General features: G+C 71.3%; 11 protein-coding genes and 1 pseudogene. 3 read left to right on the top strand and 9 right to left on the bottom strand.

Annotated elements, in window-relative coordinates; genetic code table 11:
• The 3 genes from ACTIDRAF_RS0203890 to ACTIDRAF_RS0203880 all read left to right on the top strand — a co-directional run.
• Positions 1-466, top strand: a 466-nt coding sequence (locus ACTIDRAF_RS0203890) for a molybdopterin dinucleotide binding domain-containing protein (protein WP_026065752.1), incomplete at its 5' end; no start/stop codon positions are given.
• A gap of 134 nt (positions 467-600) precedes the next feature.
• On the top strand, positions 601-1,449 hold the full coding sequence (gene fdhD, locus ACTIDRAF_RS0203885; RefSeq protein ID WP_026065751.1) for a formate dehydrogenase accessory sulfurtransferase FdhD: 849 nt from the start codon (positions 601-603) through the stop codon (positions 1,447-1,449).
• Between the two features lie 183 nt (positions 1,450-1,632).
• The gene (locus ACTIDRAF_RS0203880; protein ID WP_245533433.1) at positions 1,633-2,565 is read left to right on the top strand and encodes an alpha/beta hydrolase; all 933 of its coding nucleotides are present in this window, start codon (positions 1,633-1,635) and stop codon (positions 2,563-2,565) included.
• A 67-nt stretch (positions 2,566-2,632) separates the two neighbouring features.
• Here the strand turns inward: ACTIDRAF_RS0203880 and ACTIDRAF_RS0203875 are convergent, their stop codons facing one another.
• The 9 genes and pseudogenes from ACTIDRAF_RS0203875 to ACTIDRAF_RS34195 form a co-directional block, all read right to left on the bottom strand.
• Positions 2,633-3,244: an RBBP9/YdeN family alpha/beta hydrolase gene (locus ACTIDRAF_RS0203875; protein ID WP_016697399.1), complete on the bottom strand. Its 612-nt coding sequence runs from the start codon at positions 3,242-3,244 to the stop codon at positions 2,633-2,635.
• A gap of 131 nt (positions 3,245-3,375) precedes the next feature.
• Complete coding sequence (locus ACTIDRAF_RS0203870) at positions 3,376-4,665, bottom strand: acyl-CoA thioester hydrolase/BAAT C-terminal domain-containing protein (protein ID WP_016697398.1); 1,290 nt, start codon at positions 4,663-4,665, stop codon at positions 3,376-3,378.
• A gap of 188 nt (positions 4,666-4,853) precedes the next feature.
• Entirely contained in the window at positions 4,854-6,131 is a 1,278-nt protein-coding gene (gene clpX, locus ACTIDRAF_RS0203865) for an ATP-dependent Clp protease ATP-binding subunit ClpX (RefSeq protein WP_026065750.1), read from the bottom strand.
• A gap of 153 nt (positions 6,132-6,284) precedes the next feature.
• Positions 6,285-6,911: an ATP-dependent Clp protease proteolytic subunit gene (locus tag ACTIDRAF_RS0203860; RefSeq protein WP_016697396.1), complete on the bottom strand. Its 627-nt coding sequence runs from the start codon at positions 6,909-6,911 to the stop codon at positions 6,285-6,287.
• 58 nt (positions 6,912-6,969) lie between these two features.
• The gene (locus ACTIDRAF_RS0203855) at positions 6,970-7,602 is read right to left on the bottom strand and encodes a ClpP family protease (RefSeq protein ID WP_280956861.1); all 633 of its coding nucleotides are present in this window, start codon (positions 7,600-7,602) and stop codon (positions 6,970-6,972) included.
• Between the two features lie 188 nt (positions 7,603-7,790).
• A complete protein-coding gene (tig, locus tag ACTIDRAF_RS0203850) occupies positions 7,791-9,158 on the bottom strand; it encodes a trigger factor (protein ID WP_016697394.1) in 1,368 nt (455 codons plus the stop codon).
• Between the two features lie 266 nt (positions 9,159-9,424).
• Complete coding sequence (gene fxsT / locus ACTIDRAF_RS0203845; RefSeq protein ID WP_169533949.1) at positions 9,425-12,469, bottom strand: FxSxx-COOH system tetratricopeptide repeat protein; 3,045 nt, start codon at positions 12,467-12,469, stop codon at positions 9,425-9,427.
• A gap of 47 nt (positions 12,470-12,516) precedes the next feature.
• Positions 12,517-14,511, bottom strand: a complete 1,995-nt coding sequence (locus tag ACTIDRAF_RS31765) for an HEXXH motif domain-containing protein (protein ID WP_016697392.1) — start codon at positions 14,509-14,511, stop codon at positions 12,517-12,519.
• A pseudogene (locus ACTIDRAF_RS34195) lies at positions 14,508-15,214 on the bottom strand (FxsB family cyclophane-forming radical SAM/SPASM peptide maturase); the annotation flags it as partial. The pseudogene ACTIDRAF_RS34195 and the gene ACTIDRAF_RS31765, both read right to left, overlap by 4 nt.

Genomic DNA, 15,214 nt, shown 5'->3' with positions numbered 1-15,214 from the left:
CCCGCCGAGGGACAACCGGTCCTTCCCAACGGCCAGCGGGCGCGCCCGGTTCACCGTCAACCAGCTCGACGTCCTCCGGGTGCCCCCGGGTCGCCTGCTGTTGCAGACGCTGCGCAGCCACGACCAGTACAACACCACGATCTACGGACTCGACGACCGCTACCGGGGGGTCCGGGGCGGCCGGCGGGTGGTCCTCGTCCACCCCGACGACTGCGCCGCCCTCGGCGTGGGTGACGGCCAGGTGGTGGACCTGGTGGGCGAGTGGCACACCGGGGACGGGGTGGTGGAACGGCGCGCCCCCGGGTTCCGCGTCGTGCCCTACCCCACCGCCGTCGGCTGCGCCGCCGCCTACTACCCCGAGACCAACTCCCTGGTGCCGCTGGACTCGGTGGCCGACACGTCCGGTACCCCCGTCTCGAAGTCGGTCATCATCCGCCTCGACCCCGTGCCGGCACACCAGGTGTGACCACCGGTCGCCCCGCCCGGGGCGGGGCGTGGGGCGAGTCGGGCGCTGGTCGCGGGTCCGAACGCGGCACCCGATCCGCGTCGTGGGTCAGACTGGTGTGCCGTGGCGGATCATCGGGCGAGGAAGGAGCGGACATGGGGCGAGTGACCGTGCGCAGGCCGGTGCTGAAGGTGTCGCCGGCGGGTGCCCGGCGACGTCCGGACGCGCTCGCCGCGGAGGAGCCCCTGGAGCTGCGGGTCGGCGGCGGGGCCCTCGCGGTGACGATGCGGACGCCGGGGCACGACGTCGAGCTGGCGCACGGTTTCCTGCTGACCGAGGGGGTCATCGGCTCCCGGGAGGACATCGCCAGCGCCCGGTACTGCGACGCGGCCGGCCCGGACGGCCGCAACACCTACAACGTCCTGGACCTCGCCCTGGCCGAGGGGGTCCCCGCGCCCGACCACGGTGTGGAGCGGAACTTCTACACGACCTCCTCCTGCGGGGTGTGCGGCAAGGCCGCATTGGACGCCATCCGGCTGCGCACCCGGTTCACCCCGGAACACGACGACGTTCGTGTCGACGTGTCCGTGTTGACCTCGCTGCCGGACACGCTGCGCGCCGCGCAACGCGTCTTCGACTCCACGGGTGGCCTGCACGCCGCCGGTCTGTTCACCTCCGAGGGCACGCTGGTGGTGTGCCGGGAGGACGTGGGACGGCACAATGCGGTGGACAAGGTGCTCGGGTGGGCGTTGCTCGAGGGCCGGGTCCCCGCCCGGGGCCACGTCCTGATGGTCTCGGGCCGGGCCTCGTTCGAACTGGTGCAGAAGGCGGCGATGGCGGGGGTGCCGGTGCTGGCGGCCGTGTCCGCACCGTCCTCACTGGCCGTCGACCTCGCCACCGAACAGGGGATGACCCTGGTGGGTTTCCTGCGGGGACCGTCCATGAACGTCTACAGCGCGGCGCACCGGCTGACCGGCGCGTCGGCGGTACCCCCGTCCGGGTGAGCGCTCAGTAGCGATCATCACAGACCTCCCGCACCGTGAATCGGGCAGGATTTCTCCCGGAACACGATCACGTAGCTACATGTGATCAGCACGCGACCTGATCGTTACCTCGCTCAGGTGCCGCGTGCCACGGACGGAGGTCGCCACATGGGGAAGCACCGGCTCATCCGACAGTCCCGCTCCATGGACAGGCGAACGGTCCTCGCGGCGGGCGGCGCCCTCGGTGGCAGCCTCGCCGCGATGCTGTTCTCCTTCACGCAGGGAATCTCCCAGGCCAGTTCCCGCAACCAGGTCGGTGCCCCCTCCGGGCTGGACCCGATGCCGCCCCTGGACACGATGCCCACCGCCCCGGCCCCGGCACCCGGCACGGACTGGCGGCAGGCGGGGCCACCGGAAACCGTCATCGACGAGGTGCACTCCTACTTCCGGGGGAGAACGGTCGAGCTCCTGACGGTGCGACCCGCCGGCGAGCTGCCCAGGACGACGCCCGTCTGCCTGGTGCTCCACGGGAGGAACGGCAACGCCCGGCACCCCGGGTTCACCACCCTCCCCCAAGCGCTCGGCGACGCGATCGCGGCCGGCGCGGTCCCGCCCTACGCCTTCGCCCTGGTCGACGGCGGCAACAGCTACTGGCACGAGCACGAGCCGGGGGACGACCCGATGGGCATGCTCCTGGAGGAGGTCCCCCGGTGGCTGGCGCGGCGCGGGCTCGGCGGGCCCAGCGGACAACCGGCGGCGGTGGCCGGCGTGTCGATGGGCGGTTTCGGCGCCCTGCTCTACGCCCGCCGGCGCAACGAGCGCCGCCGACCGGTCCGCGCCTGCGCCACCCTTGCTCCCGCCCTCATCACCACCTGGGAGGAGATGAAACTCCGCAACGCCTTCCACGACGAGGCGGACTGGGCGTCGATGGACCCGCTGCGGCACATCGACAAACTCGGCACCGTCCCCAACGGGATCTGGTGCGGCACCGAGGACCCCTTCATCGAGGGTGCCCGGCTCTTCACCGCCGCGGCCAAACCGGAGATCAGCTCGCTCACCCCGGGCGGGCACAGCCTGGAGTACTTCAACGCATCACTGCCGGCCATGGTCCGCTTCCTCGGCCGGCACCTCGACTGACCCACCACCGGCAGCGGCCCCGCTCCTGCGGCCCCGGACGTCGAGGGCACCCCGGGGCGCGGCCGCCCTAGACGGGCAGGAAGACCGGGCGCCCGGCCGCCACCACGGACTCCGCCCGGGGGTTCAACGCCCACTCCAGCACCCCGGGCCACGGCCCGAACCCGGACTCGGTGTCCAGGTGACCGGCGTCCGGTACGACGTCGAGCCCCACGCGCAGCGCCGACGCCCACTCCTGCGACTCGGCGACCGGCGCGATCGGGTCGTTCGAACCGCACACCATCCGAGTGATACCGGCGGCCCGCCGCAGGCTCCAGCTGTGCGGGGGCGGCGGGCGGAGGCCGACGAGGTCGGGGTGGTTCCAGGTGCGGCCGGGAAGCCCCGCCAACAGCACCCGGTCCACCCGCCGGTCCCGCCCGCCCAGCGTCGCCGCGTGGTGCAGCCACAGCGTCGCCCCCACGCAGTGGGCCAGCACGACGAGCTCGTCACCCCGGGGCACCGAGGCCAACCGGTCGCGGAGCACCGGCAGCCAGGACCGCAACACGGGGGTTCCCGGCGAGGGGAACCGGGGGAAGTGGACCTGCCAGCCGAGGTGGCGCAACTCGGCGGACAACCAGAGCTGCCAGTGCCCCCGAGCGGGGCTCTGCCAGCCGTGCACCAACAGGACATGACGATCGGACATCCCCGGGACTCCCCTCGGTCATCACCTGACCGCCCTCGCGGCACCCCGTCGGTGATACCCCGCGCCGCCGCCTCCGGTCCCGCGCACACGCCCGACCCACAACGCCCATCACCCGAAAGTGCAGGTCCTGGTCAGGCTCCGAGATGATGGCGGAGGAAGCGGAGGCTCGCCTCCCAGCCAGCCCGGTCCGCCGACGCCGTGCCGGCCGCGGACCCCCCGGACACCAGGTTCTCGTTCCAGGCGGCGGTCGTGGGGACCAGCGGCGGGCGCAGGAAGTGACCAGCATCGGGGAACACGATGTTCTCGTCCTCCTCCCCGACGCCGTGCGCGTCCCTCCGGTGCAGGATCGTGGCCGCCATGTCGGGGGCCGGCCACAGCTGGTCGTCCTCCCCGCTGATCAGCAGCAGCGGGCACCGCACCCGCTCCACGGGTATCCGGGCGGCGGCGACGGCCGCGGAGTCCCGCAACCCGGCCGAGTAGGAGGCCCGCAGGTGCAGGGCGGACGGCCGGGGGTACCGGGTCACCCGGTCCCGGATCGCGTGCGCCAGCATCTCGGGCAGCAGGCGGTTGGCGTGCACCCGCACCCAGGGCAGCGGCTCCCCCCGGTGCGACCAGGAGGAGGTGCGGATCGCCGGCCCCTCACCGGAGGACGCCTGCCAGATGACGCTGCTCGGGGAGATCGCCACCACGCAGCGCACCGGTTCGTGGTCGGTGAGCGCGAGGGCCGCGAACGCCCCCTCGGTGCCCACCGACGACGCGTACACCCCCAACCGGTCCGGCACCACCCGGGGCTGCCGGGCGAGGACCGCCAGCCCGGCGGTGACCACCTCCACCGGGATCTCCACCAGGTGGGGCGGGCCCGGGCCGTTGGGCAGGTAGTCGACGACGGCCGCCACGTACCCCCGCGACGCGAGCAGGGCCGCCCGGGGCTGGATCGCCGCCTCGCCCGCGAAACCCGGTACCACGAGCACGCCGGGCGCCGGAGCGTCGCCGGGCGGGGTGAAGACGGTCAACCGGACCCCGTGCTCGTCCAGTTCGCGCCGCTCCACCCCGTCGGCGGCCCACCGCCGCCGAACCCACCGGGTCTCGGTGACCCGCCCGGCCTGCGCCACCACCCGGTAGTCGAGCCAGTCGGAGCTGGAGACGAAGTCGGTCGGGGCGGTGTCCCGGTTCGTGAAGGACATCGACCACCACGGGCCCGTCGGGTCCACGCCCTCGTAGCTTCCGATGAGGGGTTCGTCCCTGGCGGTGTCCACGAGCCCGGACACGTCCGCGCCGAAGGTGTTCAGGGAGCCCCAGTCATGCCCCGCCGCGTCGGTGACGCTCACCGCGAGCTTCACCCCGACGTGGGGGTTGGCCCGGATCCGCACCGCCGGGCAACGGTCGACCAGCCCGTCGAGCGGGTCGATCTCCAACTCCATGCGGACCAACCTCCGCGCTGAGGTAGCACGTGTCCGCCACGTGCCGCCCCGCACCGGTCCGGCCCGGTGGGAGGGGCCTCGGCCCCCTCCCACGGCGCCCGTGGCGGTCACACTCCCGACAACACCGTGACGATAGTGCCGGTGTCGGCACCGCGCCCCTCAGCGCGCGGATTTCCCCCGACCGAGGGTCATGCGCTCTTCTCCCGGCGTTCCCGGCGGGAGGGCTGGCGGGCCACGATCGTCGGGTTCACGTTCTCCCGGACCGTCTGCTCCGTGATGACGACCTTGGCGACGTCGCTGCGGCTGGGGATGTCGTACATCACCGGTTGGAGGACCTCCTCCATGATCGCCCGCAGCCCCCGGGCGCCCGTACCGCGCAGGATCGCCTGGTCGGCGATGGCCTCCATCGCGGTGTGGGTGAACTCCAGCTCGACGCCGTCCATGTCGAACAGCTTGTTGTACTGCTTGACCAGGGAGTTGCGCGGTTCGGTGAGGATCTGGACCAACGACTCCTTGTCGAGGTTCGTCACACTCGCCACCAACGGCAGCCGGCCGATGAACTCGGGGATCAGACCGAACTTGATGAGGTCCTCGGGGAGGACGTCCCGGAAGAAGTCGGTCTTGTCGATCTCGATCTTCGACCGCACCTCGGCCCCGAAACCCAGGCCGCGCTTGCCCACCCTGTCCTGGATGATCTTGTCCAGCCCGGCGAACGCACCGGCGACGATGAACAGCACGTTCGTCGTGTCGATCTGGATGAACTCCTGGTGGGGGTGCTTGCGGCCGCCCTGCGGGGGGACGCTCGCGGTGGTGCCCTCCAGGATCTTCAACAGGGCCTGCTGCACACCCTCACCGGAGACGTCCCGGGTGATCGACGGGTTCTCGCTCTTCCGGGCGATCTTGTCGACCTCGTCGATGTAGATGATGCCCGTCTCGGCGCGCTTGACGTCGTAGTCGGCCGCCTGGATGAGCTTCAACAGGATGTTCTCGACGTCCTCGCCCACGTACCCCGCCTCGGTCAGCGCCGTGGCGTCCGCGATGGCGAAGGGCACGTTGAGCATCTTGGCCAGCGTCTGGGCCAGGTAGGTCTTGCCACATCCGGTCGGGCCGAGCAGCAGGATGTTCGACTTGGCCAGTTCGACGTTGTCGTGGCCGTCACGGCCCCGGTCACCGGCCTGGATGCGCTTGTAGTGGTTGTACACCGCCACCGACAGGGTGCGCTTGGCGTCGTCCTGGCCGATGACGTACTGGTCGAGGAACTCGTGGATCTCGGCCGGCTTGGGCAGCTCGTCGAGCTTGACGTCACCCGCCTCGGCGAGTTCCTCCTCGATGATCTCGTTGCAGAGGTCGATGCACTCATCGCAGATGTAAACGCCGGGACCGGCGATGAGTTTTTTCACCTGCTTCTGGCTCTTCCCGCAGAATGAACACTTGAGCAGGTCGCCGCCGTCACCAATACGCGCCATGGCCGCTGACCTCTGTCCCCTCCGGCACACCCCGCGGGTGTGCCTGGCTGTCTACGTTCCCGACGGTACCTTTCCGAACCCGTACAACGGGAGCACAACCCTGCCCGGTGCGCGCCGAGCGCGCCGGCACCCCGGCGCACTCGGCGTGTCGGATCAGCTCCGGGACAGCTTCCGGTAGGGCAGCACCTCGTCCACGATGCCGTACTCCAGGGCCTCCTGCGCGGTGAGGATCTTGTCGCGCTCGATGTCCTCGCGGACCTGCTCCGCGCTCCGGTTGGTGTGCCGGGCCAGCGTCTCCTCCATCAGGGCGCGAACACGCTGGATCTCGTTGGCCTGGATCTCCAGGTCGGAGACCTGGCCGTAGGCGCCCTCCATCGCCGGCTGGTGGATGAGCACCCTGGCGTTGGGCAGCGCGAGCCGCTTGCCCGGGGTACCCGCCGCCAGCAGCACGGCCGCGGCCGAGGAGGCCTGGCCGAGGCAGGTGGTCTGGATGTCCGGACGGACGTACTGCATCGTGTCGTAAATCGCCATCAGCGAGGTGAACGACCCGCCGGGCGAGTTGATGTACATCGTGATGTCCCGGTCCGGGTCGTTGCCCTCCAGGACCAGCAGCTGGGCCATCAGGTCGTTCGCGGCCACGTCGTCGACCTGTGAGCCGAGGAACAGGATGCGCTCCTCGAACAGCTTGTTGTACGGGGTCATCTCCCGCACGCCGTAGCTGGTCTGCTCGGTGAACGACGGCAGCACGTAACGGGACGTGGGTTGGTGCAGTTCACGCACGGGTGTCACTCCTTGTGATCAGCCTGGGAGCGCTGGGTGTCGGTGGTTGGTCGGGTACTCAGCGCCCGCTGCCCGAGCTTCCCGGGCTCATCTCGGTGGCGCGGCTGACCACGTGGTCGACGAAGCCGTACTCCTTGGCCTCCTGCGCGGTGAACCAGCGGTCCCGGTCCGAGTCGGCCACGATCCGCTCCAGCGGCTGCCCCGTGTGCTCGGCGATGAGCTGCGCCATCTCGTCCTTGTCCTTCTTCCAGACCTCGGCCTGGATGGCGATGTCGGAGGCGGTGCCCCCGACGCCGGCGGACGGCTGGTGCATCATCACCCGGGCGTGCGGCAAGGCGTACCGCTTGCCCCGGGCGCCGGCGGACAGCAGGAACTGCCCCATCGACGCCGCGAAACCCATGGCGACGGTGGCGACGTCCGGCTGGATCAGCTCCATCGTGTCGTAGATCGCCATGCCGGCGAACACCGAGCCACCGGGCGAGTTGATGTAGAGGCGGATGTCGGCCTCGGGGTCCTCGGCCTCCAGCAGCATCAGCTGCGCGCAGATCTGGTTGGCGATGTTCTCCTCGACCTGCGTGCCCAGGACGATGATCCGCTCACGCAGCAGGCGCTCGTACACCGAGTCGTTCAGCGAGAGGCCGGCGTTGGCTCCCCGCATGTAAGGCGTCAGGTTGGGTTGGTGGTGCGTCACGTCTGCCTGCCTTCTCCAACAAGTAGTCAGTCGTACACCCCGCCTCGGCTGCCCGGGGCGTCGAATGGCCGGGTTGCGCCGTTGGTTGTCCGGGGACTGGTGCTGTCGACCCTAACGAAAACGGGCGGCGTTGATCCCGCAACACCGCCCGTGTTCGCCGAGAGCGTGCGCCGGCTCGATGCCGACGGTCACTGCTCGCTGGTGGCCGTCTCCTCGGACTTCTTCTCCGCACCCTCGGCCGGGCCGAACAGCTCGTCCATGTCGACCGCGTTGCCGGACTCGTCGGTGACCGTCGCCTGGCGGACGACCCCGGCCAGCGCCTTGCCCCGCCGGACGTCGGCGTAGATCGCGCCGAGCTGGTTGGACTGCTGGGCCCGCTGCACGTACTCGTCCGGGCTCACACCGAAGCGCTGCGCCTGGTAGATGATGCGCTGGGTGAGCTCCTCGTCGGAGACGCTGACCTGCTCGGCGTCGGCGATGGTGTCCAGCAGCAGCTGGGTGCGCACCGCCTTCTCCGCCTCCTCGCGGGTCTGCGCCTCGAAGCTCTCCAGGTCCTGGCCCTGCTGCTCCAGCCAGGCGGCGAACTGCTTCTCGTCGTGGTCGAACGGGTGCACGGCGTCGTGCTTGCGCACGTCGATCTCGGCCTCGACGACCTTCTCGGGCAGCGGGACCTCCGTGGTGGCCAGCAGCGCCTCCAGCACCTTGTCCCTGGCCTGCATGCCCTGCTGCATCCGCTTGACCCGGGCCACCCGCTCCCGCAGGTCGCCCCGCAGCTCCTCGATGGTGTCGAACTCGCTGGCCAGCTGCGCGAACTCGTCGTCGGCCTCCGGCAGCTCCCGCTGCTTGACCGACTGGAGGACGACGCTGACGTCGGCGTCCCGCCCGGCGTGCTCCCCGGCGACCAGCTTGGTGGTGAAGTTCTTGGTCTCGCCCTGCGACGCGCCCACCAGGGCGTCGTCGATGCCCTCGACGAGCTGGCCCGACCCGATCTCGTAGGACAGGCCGGAGGTGGTGGCCTCCTCGACGGGCTGGCCGTCGACCGAGGCCGACAGGTCGATGACGACGAAGTCGCCCTGCTGGGCGGGGCGGTCGACGCCGGTCAGGGTGCCGAAGCGGGCACGCAGCTCGTCGAGCTGCGAGTCGATGTCGCTCTCCTCCACCTCGATGTCGTCGACGGTCACGGCGAGCTCACCGAACGCGGGCACGGTGATCTCCGGCCGCACGTCGACCTCGGCGGTGAAGGCCAGCTCCTTGCCATCGTCGAGGTTGGTGACCTCGATCTCCGGACGGCCCAGGGTCCGCACCTCACCGGAGTTCACGGCCTCCAGGTACTTGGCCGGGATGGCCTCGTTCACGACCTCCTCGAGAACGACGCCCCGCCCGATGCGGCTCTCCAGCACCCGGGCCGGGGCCTTGCCCGGCCGGAAACCGGGGATGCGGACCTGGCCCGCGAGCTTGCGGTAGGCACGATCGAAGTCGGGCTTGAGCTCGTCGAACGGCACCTCGACGTTGATCCGTACCCGCGTCGGGCTGAGCTGCTCGACGGTGCTCTTCACGTGATCTCCTTGTGCGTTGCGGTCTCGGCTTGCCTCAGGGCAACGGGCGCCGCGGGAGTCTAGACAGAAATGACTGCCGAGACGCCGTCGGGGCGGCACGTCAACGGTTCGAGGCCGGGCCGATCCGGCTCGGCGGACCCGGCCCGTTGATCACGTCACCGACCGCGCTCGCGTCACGGCCGGCGGGGCGCCACCCTGACCGACGATTCTAGGCGAGAGCGACCAGCCGGAAGCCCGGGGTGCCCCGCGTGTGACGACCCGCGCCGTCACATCGGTGGCGGCTCCAGGTCGCAGTCGGCGCGCTGCCGGCCGATGGCGGCGATCACCTCGGGGTGCCGTTCCCCGAGCGAGTCCCGGTAACGGGTCACGGTGTCCGCTTCGAGGTCCTTGGCCCGGGCCCGGTCGCCGCCGTCGAGCAGGTCGATCGCCAGGTTGGACGCGCAGGCCAAGGTGTGGGGGTGGCTGCGCCCCCTGGCTCGCCGCAACTGCTCCAGCGTGCGCTCGCCCAGCAGCACCGCGCCCGGCTGGTCCCCCTCCGCGGCCAGGTCGCTCGACAGGTTCGTGGCCGCGGCCAGCGTGTACGGGTGCTCCTCGCCCATCACGGTCCCGAGCAGCCCGTGGGTCTTCTCGTTGAGGGCGCGGGCGGCCTTGAGGTCGCCGAGGGCGCGCAGGATGATCGCGAGGTTCACCCCGGCCACCAGGGTGTAGGGGTGCTGCTGCCCGAGCTGGCTCTTGCCGTTCTCGTAGGCCAGCCTCGCCTGGTGGACGGCGGCGGTGTAGTCGCGGCTCAACCGGAGGTCGTTGGCGAAGTTGGTGATGGCCGCGATCGTCTCGCGGTTGTTCGGCCCCAGCAGGGTGCGGTGGCGTTCCACGCCCTCCGCGGACAGGCTCAGCGCCCTCGGGTAGTAGCCGGCCTTCCTCGCCGACACGGCCAACCCCCGGAACGCGCGCAAGGTGCCCAGGTTGCGGTCGCCCAGGACGCGCCGGTAGTTGTCGAAGACCCGCTGCTGGGTGGTGTACGCCCTGGCGTAGAAGCCGCACTCCCGCAGGTCGTTGGCGACCGCGTTGGCCGAGAACAGTGTCCTCGGGTGGTTCTCGCCGTGGATCTTGCGCCGCCGGGCGAGGGTCTTCTCGTCCCGTTTGCGCGCCTCCTCGAACTCCCCGACCAGCCGCAGCGAGATCGCCAGGTTGTGCCCTGCCAGCAGCGTGTTGTGGTGGTCGCGGTCGAAGGCGTCGGTGAGCTGCCGCAGGGTCTGCTCGTCCAGTTCCCGTGCCCCCCGGAAGTCGCCCAGCTGCCGGAGGTCGGCGGCGTAGCCCATCGCCGCGTGGATGGCGTGCTCCGGGTACTCCTCGAACCGGGCCCTGGCCACGTCGAGGAACCGGGCACCCAGTTCCCGGGCCTCGGCCACCCGGCCCGCCGAGCGCAGCAGGTTGGAGTAGTGGATGCTCAGCGCGACCACGTCCGCGTGCTCGGAGCCCAGCTTCGGCTCCCACCGCCGCATCGCCCGCTGCCCCAGTTCGATGCCCGGCGCGTTCTCCCCCCGGTGGGCGAAGAAACTCAGCACGTTGAGCACCATGCGCCGGATCTCGGGGCTGTCCACCCGCTCGACGGCGTCGGAGTGGTCGACGTGCTGGGCGAGTTCGGCGTACCGGGACCACTGCCGCTGGTCGCCGGGGTCGCCGGGGTCGGCGACGGCGAGCAGCTCGTGCACGGTGTTCCTGGCCTCCTCCGCCTGCGCCGGGGTGAGCCGCCCCCGCTGCGCGGCCTGCACCATCTGGTGCAGCTGGATGGCTGCTCCGCTGGACTCGTCGGTGCCGTGGGAGATCCGGGCCAGCGCGTAGTGCCCGATGGCGTCCAGGATGCGCGCCCGCATCAGCGGGTTCCTGATCTGCGAGTGCAGCGGTTCCGGCAGCACCACCAGCGGACGCGGCCGGGACCCGATCATGTCCTCCGGGCTGAACAGCCGCAGCGGCACGCTGATCGGCGCGAAGTACGCCCCCAGCCGCAGCAGCTGCTCGGCGGCGGGCTGCTCCTCCCGCAGGCGGTTCAACGGGAGGTTCCACACCGCGGCCACCGAACGGTCGTAGTGGGGCAGCTGGGTGTCCTCGAACAGCTTCGTGTAGTGCTTGCCGTACAGGTGCAGGAACTCGGGGACCTGCTGCCTGCCGTGCCGGAGCCACCCGGCGGCGAGTTCCAGGGCCAACGGGTGGTCACCCAGGACCTGGGCGACCCGTTCGGCCTCCATCGTGGACAGGTTCGCGATCCGGTGCAGGAAGTCGACGCTCTCGGGACGGCTGAACGCCCCCACCTCGATGAGTTCGCCCACCGTCTCCCAGTCGGGGTTGCGGGAGGTGATCAGCACGTGCCCGGGTCCGTCGGGCACCCACCGCCACAGCTTCGTCGGATCGGTGGCCGCGTCGAAGATGATCAGCCAGCGGCGGAACGGCTGCCCCCGGCGCAGCGCCTCCCGAACCACGGAGACGATCTGGTCCGCCTCCAGCCCCTCGGTGCGGATCTGCATGGGCCCGATCAGCTCGGCCAGGTCGTTCTTCGCGGTCGCCACGTTCTCCGCGCGCACGCACCACACGAGGTCGTAGTCGGCGCGGAACCGGTGGGCGTACTCGAAGGCGAGCTGGGTCTTCCCGACGGCGGGCATCCCGTGCAGCACCGCCGGCTGCCGGGTCAACGGCTGCCGGCGTAACTGGACGCGGAGGGAGGCGAGCGCCTCCTCGCGACCGGTGAACCTGCCGTGCGGCCGGGGGATGTGTCGGCCCCACACCAGCGGCTGGTTGCCGGGGAACCGGGTCAGGGCCTCGGCGGTGATCTTGCGGATGAGGGAGGGCCGTTCCTCCACCCGGTCGGAGTCGGGAAGGCCGGCGAGCAGGCGCTCCCGCGCGCCGGCCTCGTCGACGTCCCGCAGGTCGATGTAGACGAAGGGGCGGCTGACCTCGGGGATCTCGCTGGGTGCCACCAGCGCGAGCATCAGTCTGTCCAGGTAGGGCGCGGCCTCGTTCACCGCGTTGTCCCACTGTTCCGGCGTCCAGTCGCTGGCCTGGAAGAACGCGTCGCTCAGGACGGCGATCGTCAGGTCGTTGCTGGTCAGTCCCTTGCGCAACAGCTCCGACAGGTCCGTTTCCGGAGCCGGAGCCCAGGTCACGAGCTCGACCGCGTAACCCACGGGTTCGAGCTGCTGGCGGATCCACTCCGCCCACAGCTGGTCGGCGCTGGCGTGGGAGATCAGCACCGACCTCGGCGGAAGTCCACCTGGCAGCACGTTCGGCCGGCCGGGGAAGTTGTCATTCGGACCCATGATCCCCATCGCCCTTCAGCTGGCACCCGGTAGTGAGCAGGTACAGGCTAGTCGCCCAAAGGCCGCCACCCTCCCATGTCGAGCGGTTCGTCGTACCCCGGTCCGGGTCGACCCTCGAATAACCAGCGTGCCACGGATATCGGGTCGGTGACACCGTCGCACAATTGCCGGATTCGGAGGTAAACCGCGTGGACCAGCTCCGGACGGCACAGCAGCCACTCCGCGAGCCCCGGATCACCCGACCGCCGCTCGACCAAACCGAGCCCGACCCAGGAGTCCCGATGGCGGGGACTGTCCAGCAGGCGATTCCGGTAGCCGAGTTTCGCCGCGTCGTCCTCCCCTGCTATATCGGCAAGTTCCACCCGGAGTATCGCATCCCGCGCCATACCGTTGCCGTCCTGTGACCGAGAAAGTCGGCGAGCGGCGAGATCGGGGTCCCGCACGGCCGCCCTCCGCAGGCCGGCACGGGGGCTGTCGGGGCCGAGCGGCGGTGGGCACAGTTCGGTTTCCGGTGTCAACCTCGCCGGTGCCGTTCCGCCCGCCGCCCATTCCTCCGCCAAGTGGTTGACGAATACGGGATCGGTGCGCAGATTCCGCAACCGCCACTGTGCCCGGTGTTCGGCGGCGGCGTCGACGGCCAGGGCGCGCTCGCGGACGGGAATCGGTTCCGCCCTCCACCGGGACAACCGGCGTGACATCGTCGTGAGGAAATGACGCCCGGCGGCGTTGAGCGCGGGCGAGGTGGCGAGCACGCGCGCGGCGAAATGCGTCTGGACGAGCCACAGCGCGAACTCGAAGTGCGCGGTCGCCCGCTCGGGGTCGTCGCCGCCCTGCCACCGTTGCCGCCGCCAGAAATCGGTGACCGCGAGGTGGGCGTAGACACCCTGCAACAACGCTCCGGCCGGGCGCGGATCGTTGCGCCACGGTGCGTAGTAGCGGGCCGGGTCGACCCCGTCTGCGAGCGGCACGAGGTCGAGGAGCGCGCTCAGCTTGGAATGCTGGAACTCGTGCACCAGCACGGCACCCAGTTGCGCGGCGTCGGCCGGGAGGGACAGGGCGACCGAGCCGAAGGCGTCGCTGTGGGTGGCGCTGCGGTTACCGCCCGCCCGTCTCGCCATCGGCACCAACGCCCGCAGGCCCACCGCCAACTCGCGGGAGGCCTCGGGGTGGTGCCGCTCCAGCAGGTGCCAGCAACGCTCCACCAGGTCCCGCCAGTGCCGCTCCTGCCCCTCCTCCAACTGGTGGGCGGTCACCAGGTCGCCCCCACCCCGGAACGGGTCCACATCGTCCAGCAGCACGCGCAGGCTGAGCCGGCCGTTGACGGCGATCCTGCTGATCGGCCGCCACCCCGGCGCCGCCTGGCCCAGGTCGGTGGGCAGGGCCACGACGGCACTCCCGAAGCACACCCGCACCCGCAGGCCCGAGCCGTCGCTCTCGGCCCGGACCAGCGCCGCCGGGGAGCCCACCGGGTCGGTCAACCCGACACCCTCCCCGGTTCCACCCACCCGGCTGACGGCGCCATGCCGCACCGCGCCACCCCCCGGCCCGGCCGGACCAGCGTCGACCGGCGCGCCCTGAGCCGGAACCGGACCGGGATCGGGCGCCAGCACCCTGCCCAGCGTGGGGAGCACCAGGCTCCCGTCCACCAGCGGAAGCGCGATCTCGAACGGTTCGCCCGCCCGGATCGCGGCGCTGGCGGCCAGGGCCGCCAGGTACCACGACTCGTCCCGCACGTGGCGCCGACCTCCGGCCTCCACCACGTCACGCAGGCACCGCGTCGCCCACACCCCCACCTGGGGCTGGCCGAGCAGATCGCGGACCACGTCCGGCCGGTTCCGCTCGACCCTGACCAGCAGGGGGAACGCCTCGGTGAGCCATCCCCGACCGGAGTCACCGGTGGGCGTGCGTTCGAGGAGGCCGCGCAGCAGCAACAGGTGCCGGCTCAGGCGCGCGTCCCGCAACAGGGTCACCGCCGCCGGGCCGCCCCGCCCCTCGGCGAGCGCGTCGAACGACGCCGCGGGCACCTGGTGCGTCCGGTTCACCGCGCACCCGCCCGGAGCCTGGCGAGGTCCGCGCGGACCCGGCGGCTGACGTGGTCGACCAGGACGCGCAGGTCCGCGCAGTAGACCGACGGGTTCAGGAAGCCCGCACCCGCCCGGTACCGGTGCGCGTACAACCCGCCACCGCACACCGCCACCACCGGACACCTCCGGCAGGTCGGCGACAGGCCCGCCAGTCCCAACTGCCGGGCCACCACAGCGGGATGGTCCATCGCCTCCTCCAGCCCGTCCGCGACGGTGAGCCCCGTCGCCGCCGCCCCGTCGAAGGCGGACCGCAGGGAGTCCACCTGCTCCAGTGACCCGTCGGTGTCGACCACCACGAACGCGACCGGGGCGAGCCCGACCGCCTCCGACCTGCTCTGCCCGCCCAACAGCAGGTTGACCAGTTCCTCGAACAGCCGGACCCGCGTCTCCCGCCTCGGCGCCCCGTACCAGCGGTCGTAGACGGCCGTCAGCCACCGGGCGTAGTTCCCGTCGGGCACCCGGCCCGGCGGGGGCGGGGTCGTCCAGTTCCCGTGCGGCAGGAGGAAGTCCACCGCCGGCGGTGAGTAGGACAGCAGGTGCTCGTACACCTCCACCGGGTCGTTGTCCAGATCGACGACGGCGAGCAGTCCCGAGAACAGCTCGGGGTGCGCGGCGGTCAGCCGTCGGATTCCCGCCGCGGCCGCCGCGTGGCTCCCCCCCC

The sequence above is a fragment of the Actinoalloteichus spitiensis RMV-1378 genome (genome assembly GCF_000239155.1).
In the GTDB taxonomy this organism is placed as follows: Bacteria; Actinomycetota; Actinomycetes; order Mycobacteriales; family Pseudonocardiaceae; genus Actinoalloteichus_B; species Actinoalloteichus_B spitiensis.
The sequence above is the reverse complement of the archived record's forward strand: the minus strand, read 5'-3'. Positions and strand labels throughout refer to the sequence as shown.

What these genes read in the sequence shown, in the direction of transcription:
- fdhD (WP_026065751.1), top strand. Translation starts at nt 601, where the DNA reads ATGGGGCGAGTGACCGTGCGCAGGCCGGTGCTGAAGGTGTCGCCGGCG.
- ACTIDRAF_RS0203880 (WP_245533433.1), top strand. Translation starts at nt 1,633, where the DNA reads ATGGACAGGCGAACGGTCCTCGCGGCGGGCGGCGCCCTCGGTGGCAGC.
- fxsT (WP_169533949.1), bottom strand. Translation starts at nt 12,469, where the DNA reads ATGGGTCCGAATGACAACTTCCCCGGCCGGCCGAACGTGCTGCCAGGT.
- clpX (WP_026065750.1), bottom strand. Translation starts at nt 6,131, where the DNA reads ATGGCGCGTATTGGTGACGGCGGCGACCTGCTCAAGTGTTCATTCTGC.
- ACTIDRAF_RS0203875 (WP_016697399.1), bottom strand. Translation starts at nt 3,244, where the DNA reads ATGTCCGATCGTCATGTCCTGTTGGTGCACGGCTGGCAGAGCCCCGCT.
- ACTIDRAF_RS0203870 (WP_016697398.1), bottom strand. Translation starts at nt 4,665, where the DNA reads ATGGAGTTGGAGATCGACCCGCTCGACGGGCTGGTCGACCGTTGCCCG.